The sequence below is a fragment of the Kitasatospora sp. NPDC057936 genome, assembly GCF_042887525.1.
GTDB lineage: Bacteria > Actinomycetota > Actinomycetes > Streptomycetales > Streptomycetaceae > Kitasatospora.
The window spans coordinates 55,189-75,546 of record NZ_JBHVPD010000003.1 but is presented as its reverse complement, the minus strand read 5'-3'; the positions used below and the strand labels follow the sequence as shown (position 1 = coordinate 75,546).

The 20,358-nt window shown below is 74.2% G+C and carries 18 protein-coding genes and 3 tRNA genes; 6 read left to right on the top strand and 15 right to left on the bottom strand.

Going from position 1 to position 20,358, the window contains the following annotated elements:
* Window positions 1–4 precede the first annotated feature (4 nt).
* From ACFVU9_RS02565 to ACFVU9_RS02530, 8 genes are all read right to left on the bottom strand, one after another.
* On the bottom strand, window positions 5–652 hold the full coding sequence (locus ACFVU9_RS02565) for a response regulator (protein ID WP_380445347.1): 648 nt from the start codon (window positions 650–652) through the stop codon (window positions 5–7).
* A gap of 11 nt (window positions 653–663) precedes the next feature.
* Window positions 664–1,953, bottom strand: a complete 1,290-nt coding sequence (locus tag ACFVU9_RS02560; protein WP_380445352.1) for a sensor histidine kinase — start codon at window positions 1,951–1,953, stop codon at window positions 664–666.
* Window positions 1,950–2,699 carry an ABC transporter permease gene (locus ACFVU9_RS02555; protein ID WP_387589112.1) on the bottom strand — a complete coding sequence of 250 codons (750 nt, stop codon included), beginning with the start codon at window positions 2,697–2,699 and terminating at the stop codon, window positions 1,950–1,952. The genes ACFVU9_RS02560 and ACFVU9_RS02555 overlap by 4 nt, the downstream gene beginning before the upstream one ends.
* Window positions 2,700–2,730: 31 nt before the next feature.
* Entirely contained in the window at window positions 2,731–3,633 is a 903-nt protein-coding gene (locus ACFVU9_RS02550; protein WP_380493417.1) for an ABC transporter ATP-binding protein, read from the bottom strand.
* Window positions 3,634–3,891: 258 nt separating this feature from the next.
* Window positions 3,892–4,521, bottom strand: a complete 630-nt coding sequence (locus tag ACFVU9_RS02545) for a GPP34 family phosphoprotein (RefSeq protein WP_387589108.1) — start codon at window positions 4,519–4,521, stop codon at window positions 3,892–3,894.
* Between the two features lie 40 nt (window positions 4,522–4,561).
* Window positions 4,562–4,786 carry a hypothetical protein gene (locus ACFVU9_RS02540; protein ID WP_387589105.1) on the bottom strand — a complete coding sequence of 75 codons (225 nt, stop codon included), beginning with the start codon at window positions 4,784–4,786 and terminating at the stop codon, window positions 4,562–4,564.
* Between the two features lie 14 nt (window positions 4,787–4,800).
* Entirely contained in the window at window positions 4,801–5,760 is a 960-nt protein-coding gene (locus tag ACFVU9_RS02535) for an SPFH domain-containing protein (protein WP_380445342.1), read from the bottom strand.
* A 271-nt stretch (window positions 5,761–6,031) separates the two neighbouring features.
* Window positions 6,032–6,105 (bottom strand) — tRNA-Ile (locus ACFVU9_RS02530).
* Between the two features lie 197 nt (window positions 6,106–6,302).
* Between ACFVU9_RS02530 and ACFVU9_RS02525 the strand changes: the two genes are divergently transcribed.
* Together ACFVU9_RS02525 and ACFVU9_RS02520 are read left to right on the top strand one after the other, a co-directional pair.
* Window positions 6,303–7,163 carry a hypothetical protein gene (locus tag ACFVU9_RS02525; protein WP_380445351.1) on the top strand — a complete coding sequence of 287 codons (861 nt, stop codon included), beginning with the start codon at window positions 6,303–6,305 and terminating at the stop codon, window positions 7,161–7,163.
* 138 nt (window positions 7,164–7,301) lie between these two features.
* Entirely contained in the window at window positions 7,302–8,048 is a 747-nt protein-coding gene (locus ACFVU9_RS02520) for a trypsin-like serine peptidase (protein ID WP_380445341.1), read from the top strand.
* A gap of 134 nt (window positions 8,049–8,182) precedes the next feature.
* Here the strand turns inward: ACFVU9_RS02520 and ACFVU9_RS02515 are convergent.
* Together ACFVU9_RS02515 and ACFVU9_RS02510 are read right to left on the bottom strand one after the other, a co-directional pair.
* Window positions 8,183–8,255 (bottom strand) — tRNA-Asn (locus tag ACFVU9_RS02515).
* 62 nt (window positions 8,256–8,317) lie between these two features.
* Window positions 8,318–8,390, bottom strand: a tRNA-Asn gene (locus ACFVU9_RS02510).
* Between the two features lie 243 nt (window positions 8,391–8,633).
* On the opposite strand from ACFVU9_RS02510, the gene ACFVU9_RS02505 reads away from it, so the two are divergent.
* The 4 genes from ACFVU9_RS02505 (at window position 8,634) to ACFVU9_RS02490 (ending at window position 13,446) form a co-directional block, all read left to right on the top strand.
* Entirely contained in the window at window positions 8,634–8,927 is a 294-nt protein-coding gene (locus ACFVU9_RS02505) for a hypothetical protein (RefSeq protein WP_380445340.1), read from the top strand.
* Between the two features lie 116 nt (window positions 8,928–9,043).
* On the top strand, window positions 9,044–10,477 hold the full coding sequence (locus tag ACFVU9_RS02500) for an FGGY family carbohydrate kinase (protein WP_387589101.1): 1,434 nt from the start codon (window positions 9,044–9,046) through the stop codon (window positions 10,475–10,477).
* A gap of 103 nt (window positions 10,478–10,580) precedes the next feature.
* A complete protein-coding gene (locus ACFVU9_RS02495; protein WP_380445338.1) occupies window positions 10,581–11,984 on the top strand; it encodes a glutamate decarboxylase in 1,404 nt (467 codons plus the stop codon).
* A 427-nt stretch (window positions 11,985–12,411) separates the two neighbouring features.
* Window positions 12,412–13,446: a helix-turn-helix domain-containing protein gene (locus ACFVU9_RS02490; RefSeq protein ID WP_387589097.1), complete on the top strand. Its 1,035-nt coding sequence runs from the start codon at window positions 12,412–12,414 to the stop codon at window positions 13,444–13,446.
* Between the two features lie 9 nt (window positions 13,447–13,455).
* On the opposite strand, the gene ACFVU9_RS02485 is transcribed toward ACFVU9_RS02490, so the two are convergent.
* From ACFVU9_RS02485 to ACFVU9_RS02465, 5 genes are all read right to left on the bottom strand, one after another.
* Window positions 13,456–14,637, bottom strand: a complete 1,182-nt coding sequence (locus tag ACFVU9_RS02485; RefSeq protein ID WP_380500205.1) for a sigma-70 family RNA polymerase sigma factor — start codon at window positions 14,635–14,637, stop codon at window positions 13,456–13,458.
* A 140-nt stretch (window positions 14,638–14,777) separates the two neighbouring features.
* On the bottom strand, window positions 14,778–16,679 hold the full coding sequence (dnaG, locus tag ACFVU9_RS02480) for a DNA primase (RefSeq protein ID WP_380445335.1): 1,902 nt from the start codon (window positions 16,677–16,679) through the stop codon (window positions 14,778–14,780).
* Window positions 16,680–16,739: 60 nt separating this feature from the next.
* Entirely contained in the window at window positions 16,740–18,053 is a 1,314-nt protein-coding gene (locus tag ACFVU9_RS02475) for a deoxyguanosinetriphosphate triphosphohydrolase (protein WP_380445334.1), read from the bottom strand.
* A gap of 162 nt (window positions 18,054–18,215) precedes the next feature.
* Window positions 18,216–19,220, bottom strand: coding sequence for an SGNH/GDSL hydrolase family protein (locus ACFVU9_RS02470; RefSeq protein WP_387589092.1), 1,005 nt, complete (start codon window positions 19,218–19,220; stop codon window positions 18,216–18,218).
* A 120-nt stretch (window positions 19,221–19,340) separates the two neighbouring features.
* Window positions 19,341–20,285, bottom strand: coding sequence for a PAC2 family protein (locus tag ACFVU9_RS02465; RefSeq protein WP_380445332.1), 945 nt, complete (start codon window positions 20,283–20,285; stop codon window positions 19,341–19,343).
* Between the last annotated feature and the right edge of the window lie 73 nt (window positions 20,286–20,358).

Below are 20,358 nucleotides of genomic sequence, written 5' to 3'. Positions count from 1 at the left end.
CAGGTTACCGAGGCGGCGTCGGCGTCAGCAGGCCCAGGTTGTAGCCGGCGGCGACGGCGGACGCGCGGTCCTTGACGTCGAGCTTCGTGTAAATGTGGATGAGGTGGGTCTTCACCGTCGCCTCGCTGATGAACAGCCGGGCCGCGGCCTCCCGGTTGGTCGCGCCGGAGGCGACCAGCTCCAGCACCTCCACCTCGCGCGGACTGAGCGCCTCCCGGACCGGCTCGCGGACCTGGCCGAGCAGTTTGGCGGCGACCGTCGGCGCGATCACCGAGGCGCCGCGGGCGGCCTCCCGGACGGCGTGGAAGAGCTCCTCGCGGGCCGCGTCCTTGAGCAGGTAGCCGGTCGCGCCGGCCCGGACGGCGGGCAGCACGTCCGCGTCGGTGTCGTACGTCGTGAGCACCAGCACCCGGCTGGTCAGGCCGCGCTCGGCCATCGTGCGGATCGTCGTGACGCCGTCCATCCGCGGCATCCGCAGGTCCATCAGCACGACGTCCGGGAGCAGCGCGGCGATCAGCGGCAGCGCCTCCGCGCCGTCGCCGGCCTCGCCGACCACCTCGAAGCCGGGGGCGGCGGTGAACATGCCGCGCAACCCGTCCCTGACCACCGGGTGGTCGTCGACCAGCAGCAGCCTGATCGGTGCCTCGTTCACGAAGGTCCCCCTCATTCCTCGATGCCGATCGCCGGCAGGGTCGCGGTCACCGTGGTGCCGGCGCCCGGTTCGGTCTCCAGGTCGAGCCGGCCCGCGAGGCGCTCGGCGCGGCGGCGCATCACGGCGAGACCGTAGCCGCCGCCGGTGGCCCGGGAGGCCGGTTCGGCGGCCGGGTCGAAGCCGACGCCGTCGTCCCGGACGTCCAGGGTGACGAGGCCGGGCATGTAGGAGAGCGTCAGTCCGACCCGGCCCGCCCGCGCGTACTTGGCGGCGTTGGCGAGCGACTCCTGGGCGATCCGCAGCAGCGTCACCTCGACCTCGGGGTGCAGCGGGCGGGCCTCGCCGGTGACGGTCAGCCCGGCGGTCGTGCCGTTGCGCTCCTGCCACTGCTCGGCGAGCTCGGCCAGCGCCTCCGGCAGGGCGGCGCGCTCCAGTTCCAGCGGGCGCAGCGCGTGGACGGCCCGGCGGGCCTGGGTGAGGCTCTCGCGGGCGAGGCCGGCCGCGTTGTCGAGGTGGCGGCGCCACTGCTCGACCGGGGTGTCCTGCTCGCGGGCCAGGTCGGCGGCCTGGAGCTGGGTGACGATGCCGGCCAGGCCCTGGGCGACGGTGTCGTGCAGTTCGCGGGCGAGCCGGCGGCGCTCGTCGGCGGCCCCGGCCTCGCGGGCCTGGACCAGGAGCTGGGCGTGCAGTCCGGCGTTCTCGGCGAGCATCTCGGTCAGCAGCCGGTTGGCCTCGGCGAGTTCGGCGTTGGCGGCCTTGCGGCGCAGGCTCAGCCGGTCGGTGACCTCGCTGAGCGCGAGGATCACGCCGACGACCACCAGGTTGAAGGCCATGACCGCGAGGAGCCCGCCGACCTGGGCGGCGCCGGCGGGCAGCACCCCGCCGGTCTGGGAGAGCGCGCTCGGCACGGTGGTGGCCGCCGCGCCGGCGATCCGGGCCCGGCCGCGCAGGTACCGGGCGGCGTGCAGGTAGCCGGTGAAGGCGAAGAACCCGAAGTACGGGTTGTCCAGCACCAGGACGGTGATCAGCACCAGCAGGACGGCGAAGTGGGCACCGGCCCAGCGGGCGCGCCCGTCCGGGAGCGGCCGGCGGTCGAGGGCGGAGCGCAGCACCAGCCACAGGAACGCGGCGGCCGCCGCCGGGAGGGTGGCGGCGGCGGAGCGCGCGGTCGGGACCGGGACCAGGAGGGCCAGCGCGAGGGCGATCAGCAGGGCGACGTAGCACAGCGGGCCGATCAGCCGGTCCAGGCGGTGCTGCCAGTCGCCGAGGGTGTTCTCGTCCGCGGCCGGCTCCTTGATCATTCCCACCGGAACAGCTTGGCAGCGGCGGCGCCCGCGAGCACCGCGTACGCGGCGAGTGTGAGCAGGCCCACGGCGTGCGGGAAGTGTCCGTTCCAGGAGTCCTGGAGGGCCTGGACGGCGGCACCGCTCGGGGTGAAGTCGCCGATCCGGTCGAGCAGCGCGGGCGACATGTCGCGGGGCAGCCAGATCCCGGAGAAGAACATCATCGGGAAGAAGGCGAGGGCGCCGACCGCGTTGCCGGCCTTGGCCGAGGGGACGAACGAGGCGATCAGCAGGCCGACCGACATCATCGCGGCGGCGGCGAGCACGAAGGCCAGCAGGAAGCCCAGCGGCTTGCGCGGCAGCGGCACCCCGAGGGCGAGCCCTCCGAGGACGACCAGCAGCACCGAGACGGTCGCGATGCCGACGTACATCGGCACGAGCGCGCCGAACAGCAGCCCCGGGCGGACCGGGCTGGCCGACATCCGGCGCAGCACGCCGCGCTCGCGGTAGGCGGAGAGCAGCGACGGCAGGCCGTTGAGACCGAGCAGCAGCAGGGTGAAGACGGCCAGGATCGGCGCGTACAGCTGGATGGTGCTCATGCCGTGCAGGTCGGGCGAGGTGCGGCGCAGGGCCGGGATGCAGCCGAGGACGACCAGCAGCAGGACCGGGAAGGCCAGGCTGAAGAACGCGGTCAGCGGGTCGCGGAGGAACAGGCGGGCCTCGACGGTGGCCAGGCGGCGGACGGCGTGGACGGTGTGGTTCATGGCGGTGGGTCCGTTTCTGGAGTGCGGTGGCTCAGGCGTGGTGGCGGGTGAGGGCGAGGTAGGCGTCGTCGAGGCTGTGCTCGCGGATCCGCAGGCCGGTGACGACGATGCCCTCGCGGGCGAGCAGGCCGGTCACCTCGTCGGCGAAGTCCCCGGTGCCGGTGACCTCGATCCGGCCGTCCCGCTCCTCGACGGCGGTGACCCCGGGCAGGGCGGCCAGCCGGGCGGTGTCCAGCGGCGCGGTGGGACGGAAGCCCAGGGTGCCGCCGGTACCGGAGCGGGCGACCAGCTCGGCCGGGGTGCCGGCGGCGACGATCCGCCCGCCGTCCAGGACGGCGGCCCGGTCGCAGAGCGCCTCGACCTCGTCCATGAAGTGCGAGACCAGCACCACCGTCACGCCGTTGTCGCGGATCCGGCGGACCAGCTCCCAGGTGTCCCGGCGGCCCTGCGGGTCGAGCGCGGTGGTCAGCTCGTCCAGGAACGCCACCTCCGGGTCGCCGACCAGCGCGAGGGCGATGAACAGCCGCTGGCGCTGGCCGCCGGAGAGCTTGTCGAAGGGCGTCCGGACCTCGCCGGCCAGCCCCCACTCGTCGAGCAGCTCGCGCGGCTCCCGCGGCTTCGGGTAGAGGGCGGCGTACAGCTCCAGCGCCTCTCCGACCCGCAGCGCGCCCTGTAGCTGGGCCTGCTGGAGCTGGATGCCGATCCGGGGGCGCAGCCTGTGCGCGTCGCGGACCGGGTCCAGGCCGAGCACCCGGACGGTCCCGGAGTCGGCCCGGCGCAGGCCCTCGCAGCACTCGACGGCGGTGGTCTTGCCGGCGCCGTTCGGGCCCAGCAGACCGAACACCTCGCCGCGCTCCACGGTGAAGGACACGTCCTCCAGCACCTGGCGCCGCCCGTACGCCTTCCGCAGGCCCGCCACCTCGATCACGGCCATCGTGCCGCTCCCTCCCGTTCGTCCCGGGCGCTCCCCGGCTCACAACGAGCTTCCCGCGCGGGGGCCTTGCGGCGGATCGACCAGCCGGTCCTATTGCTCGGACGATGCGGTGGAGCGCCGATCAACCGTTCGGTGGATGGCGGGTGGCGGCGCCGGGGGCGGACAGCACGGAGCCCGGCCGCCGGATCGGCGGCCGGGCTCACGGTCGTACGGTCGTTCGGTCGTGCGGTCGTGCGGTCGTGCGGTCGTGCGGTCGGGTCAGCCCGCCCCGCCGTCCGAGTTCTGGGCGTCGACCGCGCGGCGCAGGGCGCGCCGGATGGGGCCGGTGACGGGGGCCAGCTTGTCGATCCTGGCCCGGAACTCGCGGCGCCGGCGCCGCGTCAGGACCGAGCCCAGCCGGGCGCCGTCGGCCAGCGCGACCAGGGCGGCGTCGGCCCGGTCGACCCGGCTGAGCGGGCCCTTCAGCGCCGACGTGATGCCCGAGGCCAACGCCTTGTGCACCCGGGGCTCCGGCAGGGTGACCCGGGCGACCGGGAAGATCCTGAGGACCCGGCGCTTCTCGACCCGGATCCGGCCGGCGGCCGCGAGCCCGTCGCGAACCATGTGCGACGGAAATCCCTGGCGCCCGATCCAGCTCTTCCAGCTGCGCCGGCGTCCCTGGCGAATCTGCTCCAGCAGCCGGGCGGACAGCGGGTCGAGGCCGTCGGCCGCGCCGTCGACGCCGACCGGGTGCCGGCCGTCGTCGCGGATCAGCCCGCGGTGGAGGAGTTCGGTGAGCGCCGCCGCCCGCAGGGCCGGGTCGAGGTTCAGGGTGCCGGTGTGCCGCCCGCGCTCGGGGTCGTAGGCCAGCAGGTACAGCTTCTCCGGGAGGGTGGTGGGCACGTCCATCGTGGGCTCCAGGCTGGGGACGGGTGGGTGGGCCGCCCGGTCAGTCGGCGTCGGGGCCGTCCTCCGGGCTCTCCTTGGGCGGTCGGCCGCGCCGGGGAAGCGTCGCCGCACCGCTGGGCATCCGCCCCGCGTCGGTGAGGGCGCGGCGGAGCAGGAACTCGATCTGTGCATTCGCACTGCGCAGTTCGTCCGCCGCCCACCGGGCCAGCGCGTCGTGCACCGTCGGGTCCAGGCGCAGCAGGATCTTCTTCCGCTCGGTCGCCAACGCCGCGCCGCTCCTTACTGGTAGAGGGAGCCCGTGTTCACGACCGGCTGGGTGCCGCGGTCTCCGCAGAGCACCACCAGGAGGTTGCTCACCATGGCCGCCTTGCGCTCCTCGTCCAGTTCGACGACGTCGCGCTCGGCCAGCCGGTCCAGGGCCTCCTCGACCATACCGACGGCGCCCTCGACGATCAGCCTGCGCGCGGCCACCACGGCCCCGGCCTGCTGGCGCTGCAGCATCACCTGGGCGACCTCGGGCGCGTACGCGAGCCGGGTGATCCGGGACTCGACGACCCGCACGCCGGCCGACACGACCCGGGCGCCGATCTCGGCGGAGAGCTTGCGGGTGATCTCCTCGGCGCCGTCGCGCAGCGACAACTCGCCCTCGCGGTGGGCGTCGTAGGGGTAGCTGCCGGCGATGTGCCGGACGGCGGTCTCGGTCTGGATGGCGACGAAGTCGGTGTAGTCGTCGACCTCGAACACGGCCTTGGCGGTGTCCTCGACCTGCCAGACCACAACGGCGGCCATCTCGATCGGGTTGCCGTCGGCGTCGTTGACCTTGCTGGTCTCGGTCTCGTGGTTGCGGATCCGGGTGGAGATCCGGCGACGGCTGGTGAAGGGGTTCACCCAGCTCAGGCCCTCGGTGCGGATGGTGCCGCGGTAGTCGCCGAGCAGCTGGACCACCCGGGCCTCGCCGGGCGAGACCACGGTCAGGCCGGCCAGCACCACCAGCGAGGCCAGCGCGAGCACCGGCCCGGCGACCACCAGGGCGGTGCCGAGGCCCTTGGTGCCGCCGGCGATCTGCACGCCGCCGACGATGACCAGGGCGGCGCCCGCGACCAGCCCGAGCAGGCCGGCCCCGAGGACCGGCAGGCCGGCGCGGGGGGTGATGAGGCGTTCGGTGATCTTGGGGACCGGCAGGTCCAGGACGGGGCCGTCTTCGTCGTCGACGTCGACGGGGATGCGCGGTGTGGTCATGGGACCGGCTCCTCCAGCGAGTGATTCCGCCTAGCAATCAAAGTGATATCACTTTTCGCGCAAGCGGGCCAGGGGCCGGAACGGAACGACGGGAGGTGGCGGCCGAGAGACCGCAAACGCGCTGCTCAGGCGCCCGGAACGTCAGCGGAACGTTCCCGAGCCCTTACCGAGCGGGTGAACTTCGGCGTGTAATCACCGCCGGACGGTCGCCGTTCGCCTACAGTTCTCGCAGGTCAGCGACCCCGCGGCCCGATGGGCCGGTCGATCTGGGTGGGGCGGGTGGGACTCGAACCCACGACCAAGGGATTATGAGTCCCCTGCTCTAACCGGCTGAGCTACCGCCCCGGTTCGCCGCGCGCGCCGGTCGTCGGCCACGGCAGCAGCAGACGGCCCCGAAAGGCCGTCCCGGGCAGCATAGCCGGTCGATCACCCGCGGTGCGCGCCGGGGGCGCACATGGGGTGCGCAGGCGTGCACGCGGTTTCCGTGCGGACCAGTCCGGTTGGCACGCGCGGCGGCGGGCGGGCAGCCTGAGCGGGTGACGATGCGTGAGGCGGGAGTGGCGGCGGGCACCGTGCTGGTGCTGCTGGCGGCGGCCGGCTGCACCACGGCGGCCCGGCCCGGCGCCGGCGCCCCGACCGTCACCTCGGCCCCGGCCTCGCCCGGCGCCTCGTCCGCCACGTCGGACGGCGCCCACGGCTGGAGCCGCCAGCGCCTCAAGGGCGCGATCGGCAAGCACACCGGGATCACCCGCACCGCCCGGCCCACCGTGCTCAACGGCCTGGTCGGCGCCGTCTTCACCCGCAACGCGGACGGCGACCACTTCTGCACCGCCAGCGTGGTCGACAGCGCCGGCCAGAACCTCGTCGTCACCGCCGCGCACTGCGTCTGGGACCCGAAGCTCGGCCAGCGCAGCGACCTGGTCTTCGTGCCCGGCTACCGCAACGGCGACACCCCGAGCGGCATCTGGCCGCTGGTGGCCGTCACCGTCGACGACGGCTGGAAGGACCACGCCGACCCGGACGTCGACGTCGCCTTCGCCGTCGTCGGGCCTCAGAACGGGCAGCAGGTGCAGCAGGTGCTCGGCGCCAACAAACTGGGCGTCGACCTCGGCTACCAGCTCCCCGTGCGGGTCACCGGCTACCCCGGGACCAGCGACGTCCCGATCACCTGCGCCAACAACACCGTCGAACAGAGCCCCACCCAGCTGCGGATCGACTGCCCCGACTACACCGGCGGCACCAGCGGCAGCCCGTGGGTCACCGACTTCGACCCGAGCACCAGGACCGGCACGGTGGTCGGCGTGATCGGCGGCTACCAGGAGGGCGGCGACAACCCCGACATCTCGTACACCAGCTACTTCGGGGACCGCGTCCAGGCGCTCTACGACCGCGCGACCCAGTAGCCGGGCGGGTCCGGGCGCCCCGCCGCGGTGTGATCGAACGACCGGCAGTGGCGCTGCCGCGCGCGGCCTGGTAGATCTTCCTCACGAACGGCGGATCGAAGGACCCGCACCAGCCCCGAGGAACGAGACGGAGCCCCGATGGCCCCCCGCCCGGCACGGCCCGCGCGCGCCGCACGGACGGCCGCGCTGACGGCCCTGCTGCTCGCCGCCGGCACCGCCTGCGCCGGGACGGACCAGGCGCCCACCGCCGAGGTCGCGCAGCAGAGCGCGGCCCGCGACCGCATCGGCACCCTCTCGGTCCGCACCCCGCAGGGCCCGCGGGCCTGCACGGCCAGCGTCGTCCAGAGCCCCGGGCACAACCTGCTGGTGACCGCCGCGCACTGCGTGCACAACCGCAGGGTCGGCCTGCTGGACGGCCTGGTGTTCACCCCCGGCTACCGCAACGGATACTCCCCCTACGGGAGTTGGCCGGTGCAGTCGATCACCGTCGACCCCCGCTGGGCGGACGACGACGATCCCGAGTACGACGTGGCGTTCATCACCGTCCGCCCGGTCGACGGCCGGGAGGTCGAGGACGCCGTCGGCGGCAACCGGCTCGCCACCGGCCAGGGCTTCGGGCTGGACGTGTCGGTCACCGGCTACCCCAACGAGCGCGACGAGCCGATCACCTGCTCGGTCCGGACCCGCTCGCAGAGCCCCACCCAGGAGCGCTTCGACTGCGGCGGCTACACCGACGGCACCAGCGGCAGCCCGTGGGTCACCCCCGGCGGGACGGTCGTCGGCGTCATCGGCGGCTACGAGGAGGGCGGGGACACCCCCGGCACGTCGTACAGCATCACCTTCGACGGCCGGGTCTCCGACCTGTACCAGCAGGCGACCGCCTGACGGCCCGGGGGTGACGGGGCCCGGGGTGACAGAGCTCGGTGTGACGGAGACGACACGTAGGCGGGAAACACGAAGGCCCCCCGGTCGTCCGAGGGGCCTTCGCTCTGAGCAGTCACCGGGCGCACCCGGTGCAGCTCCCGCATTTGGACTCGAACCAAAAACCTGCCGGTTAACAGCCGGCTGCTCTGCCAATTGAGCTATGCGGGATCGCGGTACACAACTGCCGTACCACGGACGGAAGAACGGACCCCGAGGGACCGCTTCCGGAGCTCCCCCAATTGGACTCGAACCAATAACCTGCCGATTAACAGTCGGCTGCTCTGCCAATTGAGCTATGGGGGATCGGCTTCCGCTCCGGCCCCCGGTTCCCCGGGCTCCTCGGCGTTCGCTGCGGGACATACATTAGCGCACTCGGGGGGGTGGTCCGCCAATCGCTTTCCCCCGCCGCCCCGGAGCCCCGTGCGGCGTGCCCCGCGCGCGCCGGGCGCACCCCCCGGGGATGCTGGGGACGCGGACGGTTCGCCGTCCCGACGGACGGGTAGGGCAATGCGGCAGAAGGCCGCCAGGAGAGGGTGGAATCCGATCATGTGGAAGCTGTCGTTGGCCGTCGGACTCGCGGCCGGCTACGTCCTTGGCTCCCGGGCCGGGCGCCAACGCTACGACCAGATCGCCAAGGTCACCCGGCAGATCGCCCGGAGCCCCAAGGTCCAGGGCGCGACGGACCGGGCCAGGCAGCAGGCCGGCGCAGTGGCCGGGAAGGCCGCCGGCGCGGTCGCGGACCGGGTCGGCGACCACCTGCCGGCCGCCGTGACCGACCGGGTGCCGTACTTCAACCGGGCCCGCCCGGAGGACGACGGCTGGGGCACCTTCCGGCCGTGACACCCCGGTGAAGCCCGGGTGTCCGGGGGGCCGAAGACAGGCCCCCCGGGTACCGAACGGGCAAAGGCCTCCCCGGTCCGGACGCGTCCCGGGCCGGGCTGAGGCATGATCTCGACATGGCCATCGTCGCGGGGATAGACAGCTCGACCAGTCGCACCCGGATCGTCGCGTGCGACGCCGAGACCGGTGCCGTGCTGCGCTCCGGGAAGGCTCCGCACCCCGTCCCCGAGGGCACCGAGACCCGGGCCGGCGAGGCCGACCCGCAGGTCTGGCTGCACTCCCTCGGCGACGCGGCCGCCGACGGCCTGCTGGAGGGCGTCCGCGCGATCGGAGTCAGCGCGCAGCAGCACGGCATGATCGGCCTCGACGCGGGCGGCGTGCTGGTGCGGCCCGCGATCCTCTGGCACGACCCGCGCTCCAGCGGGGCCGCCGCCAAGCTGCTCGACGCCCTCGGCGGCCCGGCCGCCTGGACGGCCGCGATCGGCGCCGTCCCCGGGCCGACGTACACCATCGCCAAGCTGCGCTGGCTGGCCGAGTTCGAGCCCGCCAACGCCCGTCGGGTGGCCGAGGTGCTGCTGCCGCACGACTGGCTGGTCTCCCAGCTGCTCGGCAGCCCCAAGCGCCGCACCACCGACCGGGGCGACGCCTCCGGCACCGGCTACTGGTCCCCGATCACCGGCGAGTACCGGCAGGACCTGGTGAAGCTCGCGCTCGGCCACGAGCTGAAGCTGCCCGACGTCCTCGGCCCCGCCGAGCCCGCCGGGCACACCCCCGAGGGCCTGCTGATCTCGGCCGGCACCGGCGACAACATGGCCGCCGCGCTCGGCCTCGGCCTGCGCCCCGGCGACGCGGTGGTCTCGCTGGGCAGCGCCGGGACGATCTTCGCGGTGCACGACCGGGCCGTCGTGGACGCCACCGGGCTGGTCTCCTCCTTCGCCGACGCCACCGGCCACCACCTGCCGATGGTCGCCACCCTGAACGCCGCCCAGGTCCTCCGCTCCACCGCCGCCCTGCTCGGCCAGGACCTCGACGGGCTGAGCGACCTCGCCCTGCACTCCTCCCCCGGCGCGTACGGCCTCGTCCTGCTGCCCTACCTGGACGGCGAGCGGACCCCCGCCCTGCCGCACGCGGCCGGCACCCTGTCCGGCCTGCGGGCCGAGTCGATGGCCCCGCAGCACCTGGCCCGCGCCGCCGTCGAGGGCATGCTCTGCAACATCGCGGACGCCCTGGACGTCCTGCGCGCCCAGGGCGTGGGGATCAAGCGGGTGTTCCTGCTCGGCACCGCCGGACGGCTGCCCGCCGTCCGGCACGTGGCCCCGCTGGTGTTCGGCGTCCCCGTCGTCATCCCCCCGCCGGGCGCCCACGCCGCCCGCGGGGCCGCCCGGCAGGCCGCCTGGGCGTTGGCCGGCACGCCCGGGCCGCCGCAGTGGGAGCTCGCCGGGGCCGAGACCGTCGAGCCCGAGGGCGACCAGGACCTGGCGATCGGCTCCGCGGTGCTGCGCCAGTACCGGGCCGCCCGGGAGCGGATCCACCCGGAGACGGCCGCCTGAGCCGTCCGGCTCCGCGGATCCGCCCGATGAAGGTGCGTCAGCCCGCCCCCGGTGGCAGCGTGGGACGGGACACGGCCACCCGAGCGAAGGGCGACAGGCACCCATGGCGCTGCACAAGGGGGCCGGCGACGACCGCCGGCTGAGCATCAGCCCGTTCGTGGCCACCGCCGACCCGCTCGGCGCGATGGAGCTGGCGCCGCCGCTGCACCGCCTCGGCGACGGCCCCGTCCCGGCCGACACCGCCTACCAGCTGATCCACGACGAGCTGATGCTGGACGGCAACGCCAGGCTCAACCTGGCCACCTTCGTCACCACCTCCATGGAGGTGCAGGCCACCCGGCTGATGACCGAGTGCCTGGACAAGAACATGATCGACAAGGACGAGTACCCGCAGACCGCCGAACTGGAGCGGCGCTGCGTGGCGATCCTCGCCGACCTGTGGCACGCCCCCGACCCGGACGCCGCCGTCGGCTGCTCCACCACCGGCTCCAGCGAGGCCTGCATGCTGGCCGGCCTCGCGCTCAAGCGCCGCTGGATGCGCCGCAACGCCGAGCGCTACGCGGCCGGGGCCCGGCCCAACCTGGTGATGGGCGTCAACGTCCAGGTGTGCTGGGAGAAGTTCTGCACCTTCTGGGAGGTCGAGGCGCGCACCGCCCCGATGGAGGGCGAGCGCTTCCACCTCGACGCCCTGCGCGCGGTCGAGCTGTGCGACGAGGACACCATCGGCGTCGTCGGCGTCCTCGGCTCCACCTTCGACGGCTCCTACGAGCCGGTCGCCGAGATCTGCGCGGCCCTGGACGAGCTCCAGCGGCGCACCGGCCTCGACGTCCCGGTGCACGTGGACGGCGCCTCCGGCGGCATGGTGGCGCCCTTCCTCGACCCCGACCTGGTGTGGGACTTCCGACTGCCCAGGGTCGCCTCGATCAACACCTCCGGCCACAAGTACGGGCTGGTCTACCCCGGCGTCGGCTGGGCGCTGTGGCGCGACCACGAGGCGCTGCCGCAGGAGCTGGTCTTCCGGGTCAACTACCTCGGCGGCGAGATGCCCACCTTCGCGCTCAACTTCTCCCGGCCCGGCGCCCAGGTGGTCGCGCAGTACTACACCTTCCTGCGGCTCGGCCGGGAGGGCTTCCGGGCCGTCCAGGGCGCGTCCCGGGAGGTCGCGACCTACCTGTCCGGGAGGATCGGCGAGCTCGACGGCTTCCGGCTGCTCACCCGCGGCGACCAGCTGCCGGTGTTCGCCGTCACCACGGACGACGGCGTCCCCTTCGACGTGTTCGACGTGTCCCGGCGCCTGCGCGAGCGCGGCTGGCAGGTGCCCGCGTACACGTTCCCGGCGAACCGGGAGGACCTGTCGGTGCTGCGGGTCGTGTGCCGCAACGGCTTCTCCCGCGACCTCGCCGACCTGCTGCTGGCCGACCTCGGCCGGTTGCTGCCCGAGCTGCGGCGCCAGCCCGTCCCGCTGAAGGAGCTCGGGGTGCCGGCCCGGACGGGGTTCCACCACTGAACCGTCCCCGCCGGACCTCCCAGTGAACGGCCACGACGGGGAGGGCGCCGGAGCGCCCTCCCCGTCGTGCGTCCCGGTACATCCGGGGCAGCCTCCCCCCGCGAGGCTGCCCCGGACGGTGGGGGTACCGGGACCTGGGTGTCGGACGGACGACCGCTGAACGGTCCGCGTCCGAACGAAGCGTCCGGTGGGCGAACCGCACCGGCTAGAGAACTGTGCACGACGGAGACACGATTGTTCGAGCGTCCCCGGGGGTTGTGAGACACTTCGGTCCGTCTCAGCGCCAGGACCTGGGGTTTGGGACGGCCGAAGGTTGAGGTTGGAGAAGCGGAGACACCCGAACGGCCCGGGGTCGGAGCCCCCCTCACCCGGAGCTCCCCCCGATCGATCCTCCCGATCCACCGTCTCGATTGCATGGAAGGGCCGCATGGGTTCCGCCTGGAAGCAACTGCCCGAGGAGCTGACCGGGCCCGCTCGAAGCCTTGCCGAGGAACTGCGCACGCTCAAGGACGCCGCCGGGCTCTCGCTGTCCGAGCTCGCCACCCGGACCCACTACAGCCGGGCCTCCTGGGAGCGCTGGCTGAACGGCAAGCGGGTCATCACCGAGCAGGCCCTGGACGCGCTGATCGGGGCCGTCGAGTGCGACGGGCCCGCCCTGCGGGCGCTCTGGCAGCAGGCCGTGGCCGGGCCCTCCGGCGCGGAAACCGGTGCGCAGGACACGGCCGCCGAGGCCGACGCGGACGCGGACGCTCCGCGGGTCGCCGGCGTCCAGGACACCGCCGAACCGGTCGAGGTCCTCCCGGCCGGCGAGCCCGAACCCGCCACGGCCTGGTGGCGGCGCCCCGCCCCGCTGCTGGCCTGCGCTGCCGTGGTGGCCCTCGTCCTGGTCCTGGTGGGCCTGCGGGCGACCCGGCACGACGATCCGTCGACGCCCCTCGCGGACCCCGGCACCTCCTCCGCCCCCGTGACGGTGCCCGCCAAGCCCGTCTCGTCCGACCCCACCTGCCAGGCCATGGGCTGCGCGCACAAGAACCCCAAGGACACCGGCTGCGGCAAGGACGCCCGCACGCTGCAGTCCGACGTCATCGGCAAGGTCGTCATCTACCTCCGCTACAGCCAGAAGTGCCAGGCCGTGTGGGCGGCGATCAACGAAGGCCAGCCGCAGGACTACGCGACCATCACCAGCAGCACCGGTGAGAGCGAGCAGGCGCTGATCCACTACGGCTACGACAACTACTCGCTGATGCTCAGCGCGGCGGACCCGGCCGTCACCTTCCAGGTCTGCGGGCACCAGCCCGAGGGCAACCTGTGCATCGCGCCGATGTCCGACCCGGCGGGCATGGTGGCGTCCACCCCGATCCCGGTCGGACCCGCCTCGCCGCCCCCGGGGGTCGGGGGCACGGCGAGTCCCACGGCCGACGCCACCGCGAGCCCGTCCGCCGCTCCCACGGCCGTGTCGTAGCGGCGCCGCTCAGTCGAGGTACCCGCGCAGCTGCGCGGCGAAGGCGTGCTCGCGGAGCTTGACCAGCGTCTTCGACTCGATCTGGCGGATCCGCTCGCGCGTCACCCCGAACACCGAGCCGATCTCCTCCAGCGTGCGCGGGCGCCCGTCGTCCAGCCCGTAGCGGAGCTGGACCACCTGGCGCTCGCGCTCGCCAAGGGTGGCCAGCACCGCCTCCAGGTGCTGGCGCAGCAGGAGGAAGGTCGCGGACTCAGCGGGCGAGGCGGCGTCGGCGTCCTCGATCAGGTCCCCGAGCGCGACGTCGTCCTCCTCCCCCACCGGGGTGTGCAGCGAGATCGGCTCCTGCGCCAGCCGGAGCAGCTCGCGCACCCGCTCCTCCGTCAGTTCGAGCGCCGTCGCGATGTCGGCCGCGCCCGGCTCGACACCGCGCTCCTGGAGCAGCGCCCGCTGCACCCGGACCACCCGGTTGATCAGCTCGACCACGTGCACCGGCACCCGGATCGTCCGGGCCTGGTCGGCCAGGGCCCGGCTCATCGCCTGCCGGATCCACCAGGTGGCGTAGGTGGAGAACTTGTAGCCGCGCGCGTAGTCGAACTTCTCCACCGCCCGGATCAGGCCGAGGTTGCCCTCCTGGACCAGGTCCAGCAGGGTCAGCCCGCGCCCGACGTAGCGCTTGGCGACGGACACGACGAGGCGCAGGTTCGCCTCGATCAGGCGGCGCTTGGCGATCCGGCCGAGCACCACGAGGCAGTCCAGCTCGTCGGCCAGCGGGTCGGGCGGCGGGGGTTCGCGGTGCAGGCGCTCCTCGGCGAACAGGCCCGCCTCGATCCGGCGGGCCAGCTCCACCTCCTCGGCGGCGTTGAGCAGCCGGATCCGGCCGATCTCGCGGAGGTACTGGCGGAGCAGGTCCGCGGCCGAGCCCCCGGTGTCGGGACGGCTCCGGTCGTCGGGCTCCTCGTCGGGATCGACCTCCGTCGCCGCCCCGGCCACGGGCACCGGGACGTCCGGGGCTTCGGGGTGGCCCTCCGGCCGGCCCTGGGCGGGCACCCGGGCACCGTCCGGGGGCGGGGCGCCGGCCCGGCCGTGGTCCGCCTCCTCGCAGGGGATCGGCACCGGGCCGGCGGGCGGCGCGGGGGGATTCGGTCTGTCGGTCGGACTGGACGTCGCGGCAAGGCCTTGGTCCACGGGCATCCCCTCGGGGCGCGCGCGACTCTGGCGGACCCGCGCTGTACGGTGCTGGGACGCCCTCCAGTGTGCGGTACGCCACGCTCCGTGGCCGAGACTCGTGCGCCGACTTTCTGGACGCGCCCCGCGCGCCGCCCGCGCCCGCGTCAGAGCGCCGCGGCGCCCCCGCTGCGCAGCTGCTGCCCGTACTGCTGGAGCTGCCACAGCTCCGTCTGCACCGCGTGCTGCTGCTCGGCGTCGGCCCGCGGGCCGAGCCGCTGGAGGTAGCCGCGGACCTCGGCGATCCGCCGGTCGACGGCCAGCAGGCGCAGCTTGACCAGGAACTCCCCCGCGTAGACGGCGTCCGCCTTGCGGCGCGAGCGCACCGGCTCCACGATCAGCTCGGTCACCAGCGAGCGCACCCGGTCGTCCGGGGCCGCCTCGCGCACCGCGCTCGTGAAGTCCGGCAGGGTCGCCCCGTACGCGGCGCCGCCGGCCTTGGCGATCGCCTGCCGCACGGCCGTGTAGGGCGCGGTCGGGAACTCGTCCTCGCCGTAGTGGTCGAAGGCCGGGCTGACCAGGTCCGGGTGCTGGAGCGCCAGCTTGAGCAGTTCGCGCTCCACGAACTGGGCCGGGTCGCGCGGGTTCAGCACGAAGGCGGGCCGGGCCGGGCGGACCTGCTCGGACTCCGGGCGGCGCTGGGCGGCGCCGCGCGGGTTCTGCTGGCGCTCGCGGTCCCAGCGAGCGAGCTGGGAGACCCGGCGGACGACGAAGGGCTCGTCCAGGATGCCGAGCATGCCGGCCAGGCGGACGGCGTACTCGTGCTGGATCGAGCGGTCCTTGATCTTGGCGACGATCGGGGCCGCCTCCTCCAGCGCCGCCGACCGCCCCTCCGGGGTGTCCACCCGGTGCCGGGCCACCGCCGAGGTCAGCGCGAACTCGAACAGCGGGACCGGGTTGTCGATCAGCTCGCGGACCGCGTCGTCGCCCTTGGCCAGCCGCAGCTCGCACGGGTCCATGCCGCCCGGGCTGACCGCGATGGAGGTCTTGGCGGCGAACTTCTGGTCGTCCTCGAACGCGCGCAGCGCGGCCTTCTGGCCGGCCGCGTCGCCGTCGAAGGTGAAGACCGTCTCGCCGCGGTACTGGGAGGTGTCCATCAGCAGCCGGCGGATGATCTTGATGTGGTCCTCGGCGAAGGCCGTGCCGCAGGTGGCCACCGCCGTGGTGACGCCCGCCAGGTGGCAGGCCATCACGTCGGTGTAGCCCTCGACCACCACCGCGCGGCCGGACTTGGCGATCTCCTTCTTCGCCAGGTCGATGCCGTACAGCACGTGGGACTTCTTGTAGATCGGCGTCTCGGGGGTGTTCAGGTACTTCGGGCCGTTGTCGTCCTCGCGCAGCCGGCGGGCGCCGAAGCCCACCACCTCGCCCGCGATGTCCCGGATCGGCCAGACCAGCCGGCCCCGGAAACGGTCGATCAGGCCGCCGCGCTGCCCCTGCGAGGCCAGGCCGCCGAGCAGGATCTCCTTGTCCGAGAAGCCCTTGCCGCGCAGGTAGCGGACCAGGTGCTCCCAGCCGGCCGGGGCGTAGCCGACGCCGAAGGTCTTGGCGGACTCCTCGTCGAAGCCGCGCTCGGCCAGGAAGCGGCGGCCGATCTCCGCCTCCGGCGAGGCCAGTTGCTCCTGGTAGAAGGCGGCGGCCACCTTGTGCGCCTCGACCAGGCGGGTGCGCTCGCCCTGCTGGTGGCGGGGGCTGTAGCCGCCCTCCTCGTAGCGCAGGGTGATGCCGGCCTGGGCGGCCATCCGCTCGACGGCCTCGGCGAAGGTGAAGTGCTCGATCTTCATCAGGAAGGCGATGGTGTCGCCGTTCTCCTGGCAGCCGAAGCAGTGGAAGACGCCCTTGGCGGGGTTCACGTAGAAGGAGGCGGACTTCTCGTCGTGGAAGGGGCAGACGCCCTTGTACTCGCCGCCGCCACCGTTGGTCAGCTGTACGTAGTCGCCGACCACCGCGTCGATGGGCAGTGCGCTGCGCACCGCCTGCACGTCTTCGTCCCTGATCCGCCCGGCCACCCCGGAAGTCTACTGGGGTGGCCGGGGTTTCCGGCGGCCGCGATCCCCCCGTTCCCTCCGCTACTTCCAGGCGGCACCGACGAGCTTGGCGTGGAGGGCCAGCGCCGAGGCGTCGGTGAGGGTGGCGATCTGGTCGATGACCGTCCGCAGGGCCGCCCGGTCGTCCTCGGCCTCGTGGTACTGGGCGGCGAAGACCGGGTCGAGGCCCTCGGGCGCGCGCTCGGTCAGCACGTAGGCCAGCTCGGCGATCACGATCCGCTGGCGGGCCCGCAGCTGGGCCTGCTCGTCGCGCTGCATCACGTAGCGGACGGCGACCGCCTTGAGCACCGCGCACTCCAGCCGGACGTCCCGCGGCACCACCAGCTCGGCCGCGTAGCGGGTCAGCCGGCCGGGGCCGTAGCGGGCCCGGGTGGCCTGCTCGGCGGCCAGGCAGAAGCGGCCGATCAGCTGGCTGGTGAGGTCCTTGAGGCCGGCCCGGGCGCGCGCGGTGCCGTCGTAGGAGCGCGGCCACCACTCCTGGGCGAGCAGCCGGTCGAGGGCGGCGGCGAGCTCCTCGGGCTCGGCGTCGCGGGCGTAGCGCTCGGCGACCTTGAAGAGCTCCTCGCGCTCGCCGGGGGCGCGCAGCGCGGCCGGGTCGATGTGCCCGGCCTGGAGGCCGTCCTCGACGTCGTGGGTGGAGTAGGCGACGTCGTCGGACCAGTCCATGACGGTGGCCTCGAAGCACTTGCGCCCGGCCGGGGAGCCCGCCCGCAGCCAGCGGAAGACCGGCAGGTCGTCGGCGTAGACGCCGTACTTGGGCGAGGCCGGGTCGCCCGGGTGGGCGCCGTGGGTCCACGGGTACTTGGTGGCGGCGTCGAGGGCGGCGCGGGTCAGGTTGAGGCCGACGCTGCGGCCCGGCCAGGGGGCGAGGCGGGCGGCGGGCTGCTCGTCCTGCGGGGCGAAGCGCTTGGGTTCCAGCCGGGTGAGGATGCGCAGGGACTGCGCGTTGCCCTCGAAGCCGCCGCAGGCCTCGGCGGCCTGGTCGAGGGCCTCCTCGCCGGTGTGGCCGAAGGGCGGGTGGCCGATGTCGTGGGCCAGGCAGGCCGTCTCGACGAGGTCCGGGTCGCAGCCCAGGGCCGCGCCCAACTCCCGGCCGACCTGCGCGCATTCGAGGGAGTGGGTGAGCCGGGTGCGGGGGAAGTCGCTGCGCATCGGGGCGACCACCTGCGTGGTGCCGGCCAGGCGGCGCAGCGCGGCCGAGTGCAGCACCCGGGCGCGGTCGCGCTGGAAGGCCGTGCGACCGGGACGCTTGTCGGGTTCGGGGACCCAGCGGGCCTCCGCGGCGTGGTCGTACGGGTCGGGGGCGGCGGCGGGGCGGTGCGCAGTGTCGTCCATATGGGCTTCACCGTACGCCGCGCCTCCGACACGCGGGGTGTGCCGCGCGCGAAGGGGCGCGGACCGGGGCGTGAATCCTTTGCGTACGCGCCGTGCCCTGCCGTTCGGGCCCTTCGGCCCTTTCGGCCCACTTCAGCCCTGTTCAGCCTTGTTCAGCCCTCTTCAGCCCTTGACGGCCTTGAGGACGACGGCGGCCACCGCCTCCTGGCCCTTGGCGTTCGGGTGGATCGCCGCGAGGCCCGGGGCCGGGAACGGCGGCTCGACCCAGCGGGCCCCTCCGGCGCACATGTCGTGCCCCGCGGAGGGGGTGGCCGCGTCCACGAAGACCGCGCCGGCGCTCTCCGCGCGCTTGCGGAGCATGCCGTTGAGCTGCTGCTCCTTCTCGACCAGGAAGCCGAGGTCGGCGGGGGCGAGGGTGCTGCCGAGCACCGGCCCGCAGCTCGCCGGGTCGGCCGGGAGCAGGGCCGGGTAGCCGACCACGTACACCCGGGCCTGCGGGGAGCGGCGCCCGATCTCCTTCAGGGCCCGGCCGAGCCGGTCACCGGCCGCGTCGACCTTGCGCTGCACCTCGTCGGTGCCGCCGGCGGCGTAGCGGTCCCGGCAGGGCGAGGCGGCGCGCCCGCTGCCGACGAGGCCCTTCACCGCGTCCACCAGGTTGTCCTTGGCGCACTGGGTGACGACCTCCATGAAGCCCGCGTCGTTGCCGCCGATCCCGACCGTGACCAGGCGGGTGGCCGGGGTGAGCGCGTCCAGCTGGGGCGGGTTGGCGCCGCCGTCGGTCTGCTGGGGGCTGGTGAGGTCGCCGGTGCGGGCGCCGCTGCAGCTGACGTCCTGGAACTGGCCGGGTGCCAGCCCGAGTGCCTTCGCCACCAGGGACGGGTAGTTGACCCCGGAGCGGTCACAGCCCTTCGGGTCGCCGACCTGCGGGGCGATCTTGATGCCGGCGGTGTAGGAGTCGCCGAGCGCCACGTAGGGCCCGGCGGGGAGCGGAGTCGGCGTCGGCGTGGGTGTCTGCGTGGCCGTGGGCGTCGCCGGGGCGTGAGCGGGCAGCGCGCCCGCGAAGCCCTTCCCGTACGCGCCGTCCGACCCGCTCCCGGAGCTGCAGGCCGCGAGCAGCACCGCGGCCAGCCCGGCGGCCGTCACGGCGGCGGCCGGGCGTGTCGTCATCGGCATGGCATCCCCCCGGGGGCAGCAGTCGTCTCGCTGCGGCGACCCGTCCCCCGGGCACCGCAGGGGCCAACGAACGGCGGGTGCCGGATGACTCCCGGTCGGCTGTCCCGCTGTTCCCTATTCCGTGCCGCGCTCGTGCTCGGCCAGGAACTGCTCGAAGCGGCGGCCCAGCTCGTCCGCCGAGGGCAGGTCGACCGGCTCCGCCAGCAGGCTCTCCCGGCTCTCCGCGCCCGCCACGGCGTCGTACTGGCCCTCCATGCCGCGGATCGCGGACCGCAACTCGCCGTCCCCCTGGGACAGCTGCTCCTCGATGTCGGCGTGGACCTCGTCCACCCGGCGGCGCAGTCCGGTGCCCGGGAGCACCAGGCCGGTGGCCGACTGCACGGCCTCCAGGATCAGCACCGCGGCCGCCGGGTAGGCCGAGCGCGCCACGTAGTGCGGCACGTGCACGGCGAAGCCCAGGACGTCGTGGCCGGACTCGGCGAGCCGGTACTCCAGCAGCGCCTGCGCGCTGCCGGGGACCTGCGCCTGCTCGAACCACTGCGGGTGGTCGGCGGCCAGGTCGAGCCGGTTGCCGTGCGGCGTCAGGCCGACCGGGCGGGTGTGCGGCACGCCCATCGGGATGCCGTGGAAGTCCAGGCTCAGCCGGACCTCGAAGCGCTCCACCAGTTCGCGGACGGCGCCCGCGAAGCGCTCCCACTCGACGTCCGGCTCGGGGCCGCTGAGCAGCAGGAACGGCGCGCCGGCGGCGTCGCGAACCAGCTGGAGCAGGATCTCCGGCGGGTCGTACGACGTCCAGTGGTCGCGGTCGAAGACCATCGAGGGGCGGCGGGCCCGGTAGTCCACCAGGCGGTCGTGGTCGAAGCGGGCGACGACCTGCGGCGACCCCGACTCCAGCAGGTGGTCCACCACCTGCCCGCCGGCCTCGCCGGCGTCCATGAAGCCCTCGAAGTGGTGGAGCAGCACGAGGCCCGCACCGGTGTCGCTCAGCTCGGCGTTCGCCGCGGCCACGGCGGCCACGCCCTGCTGATCCAGCTCGTACAGCGCCTGGAAATCACGCACCGCGCACCCAACCCCGTTCTCTGCTCGTCCCGGCGGACCCGGCTGTTCGCCCTTCTCGTCGTCTCCAGCGTGC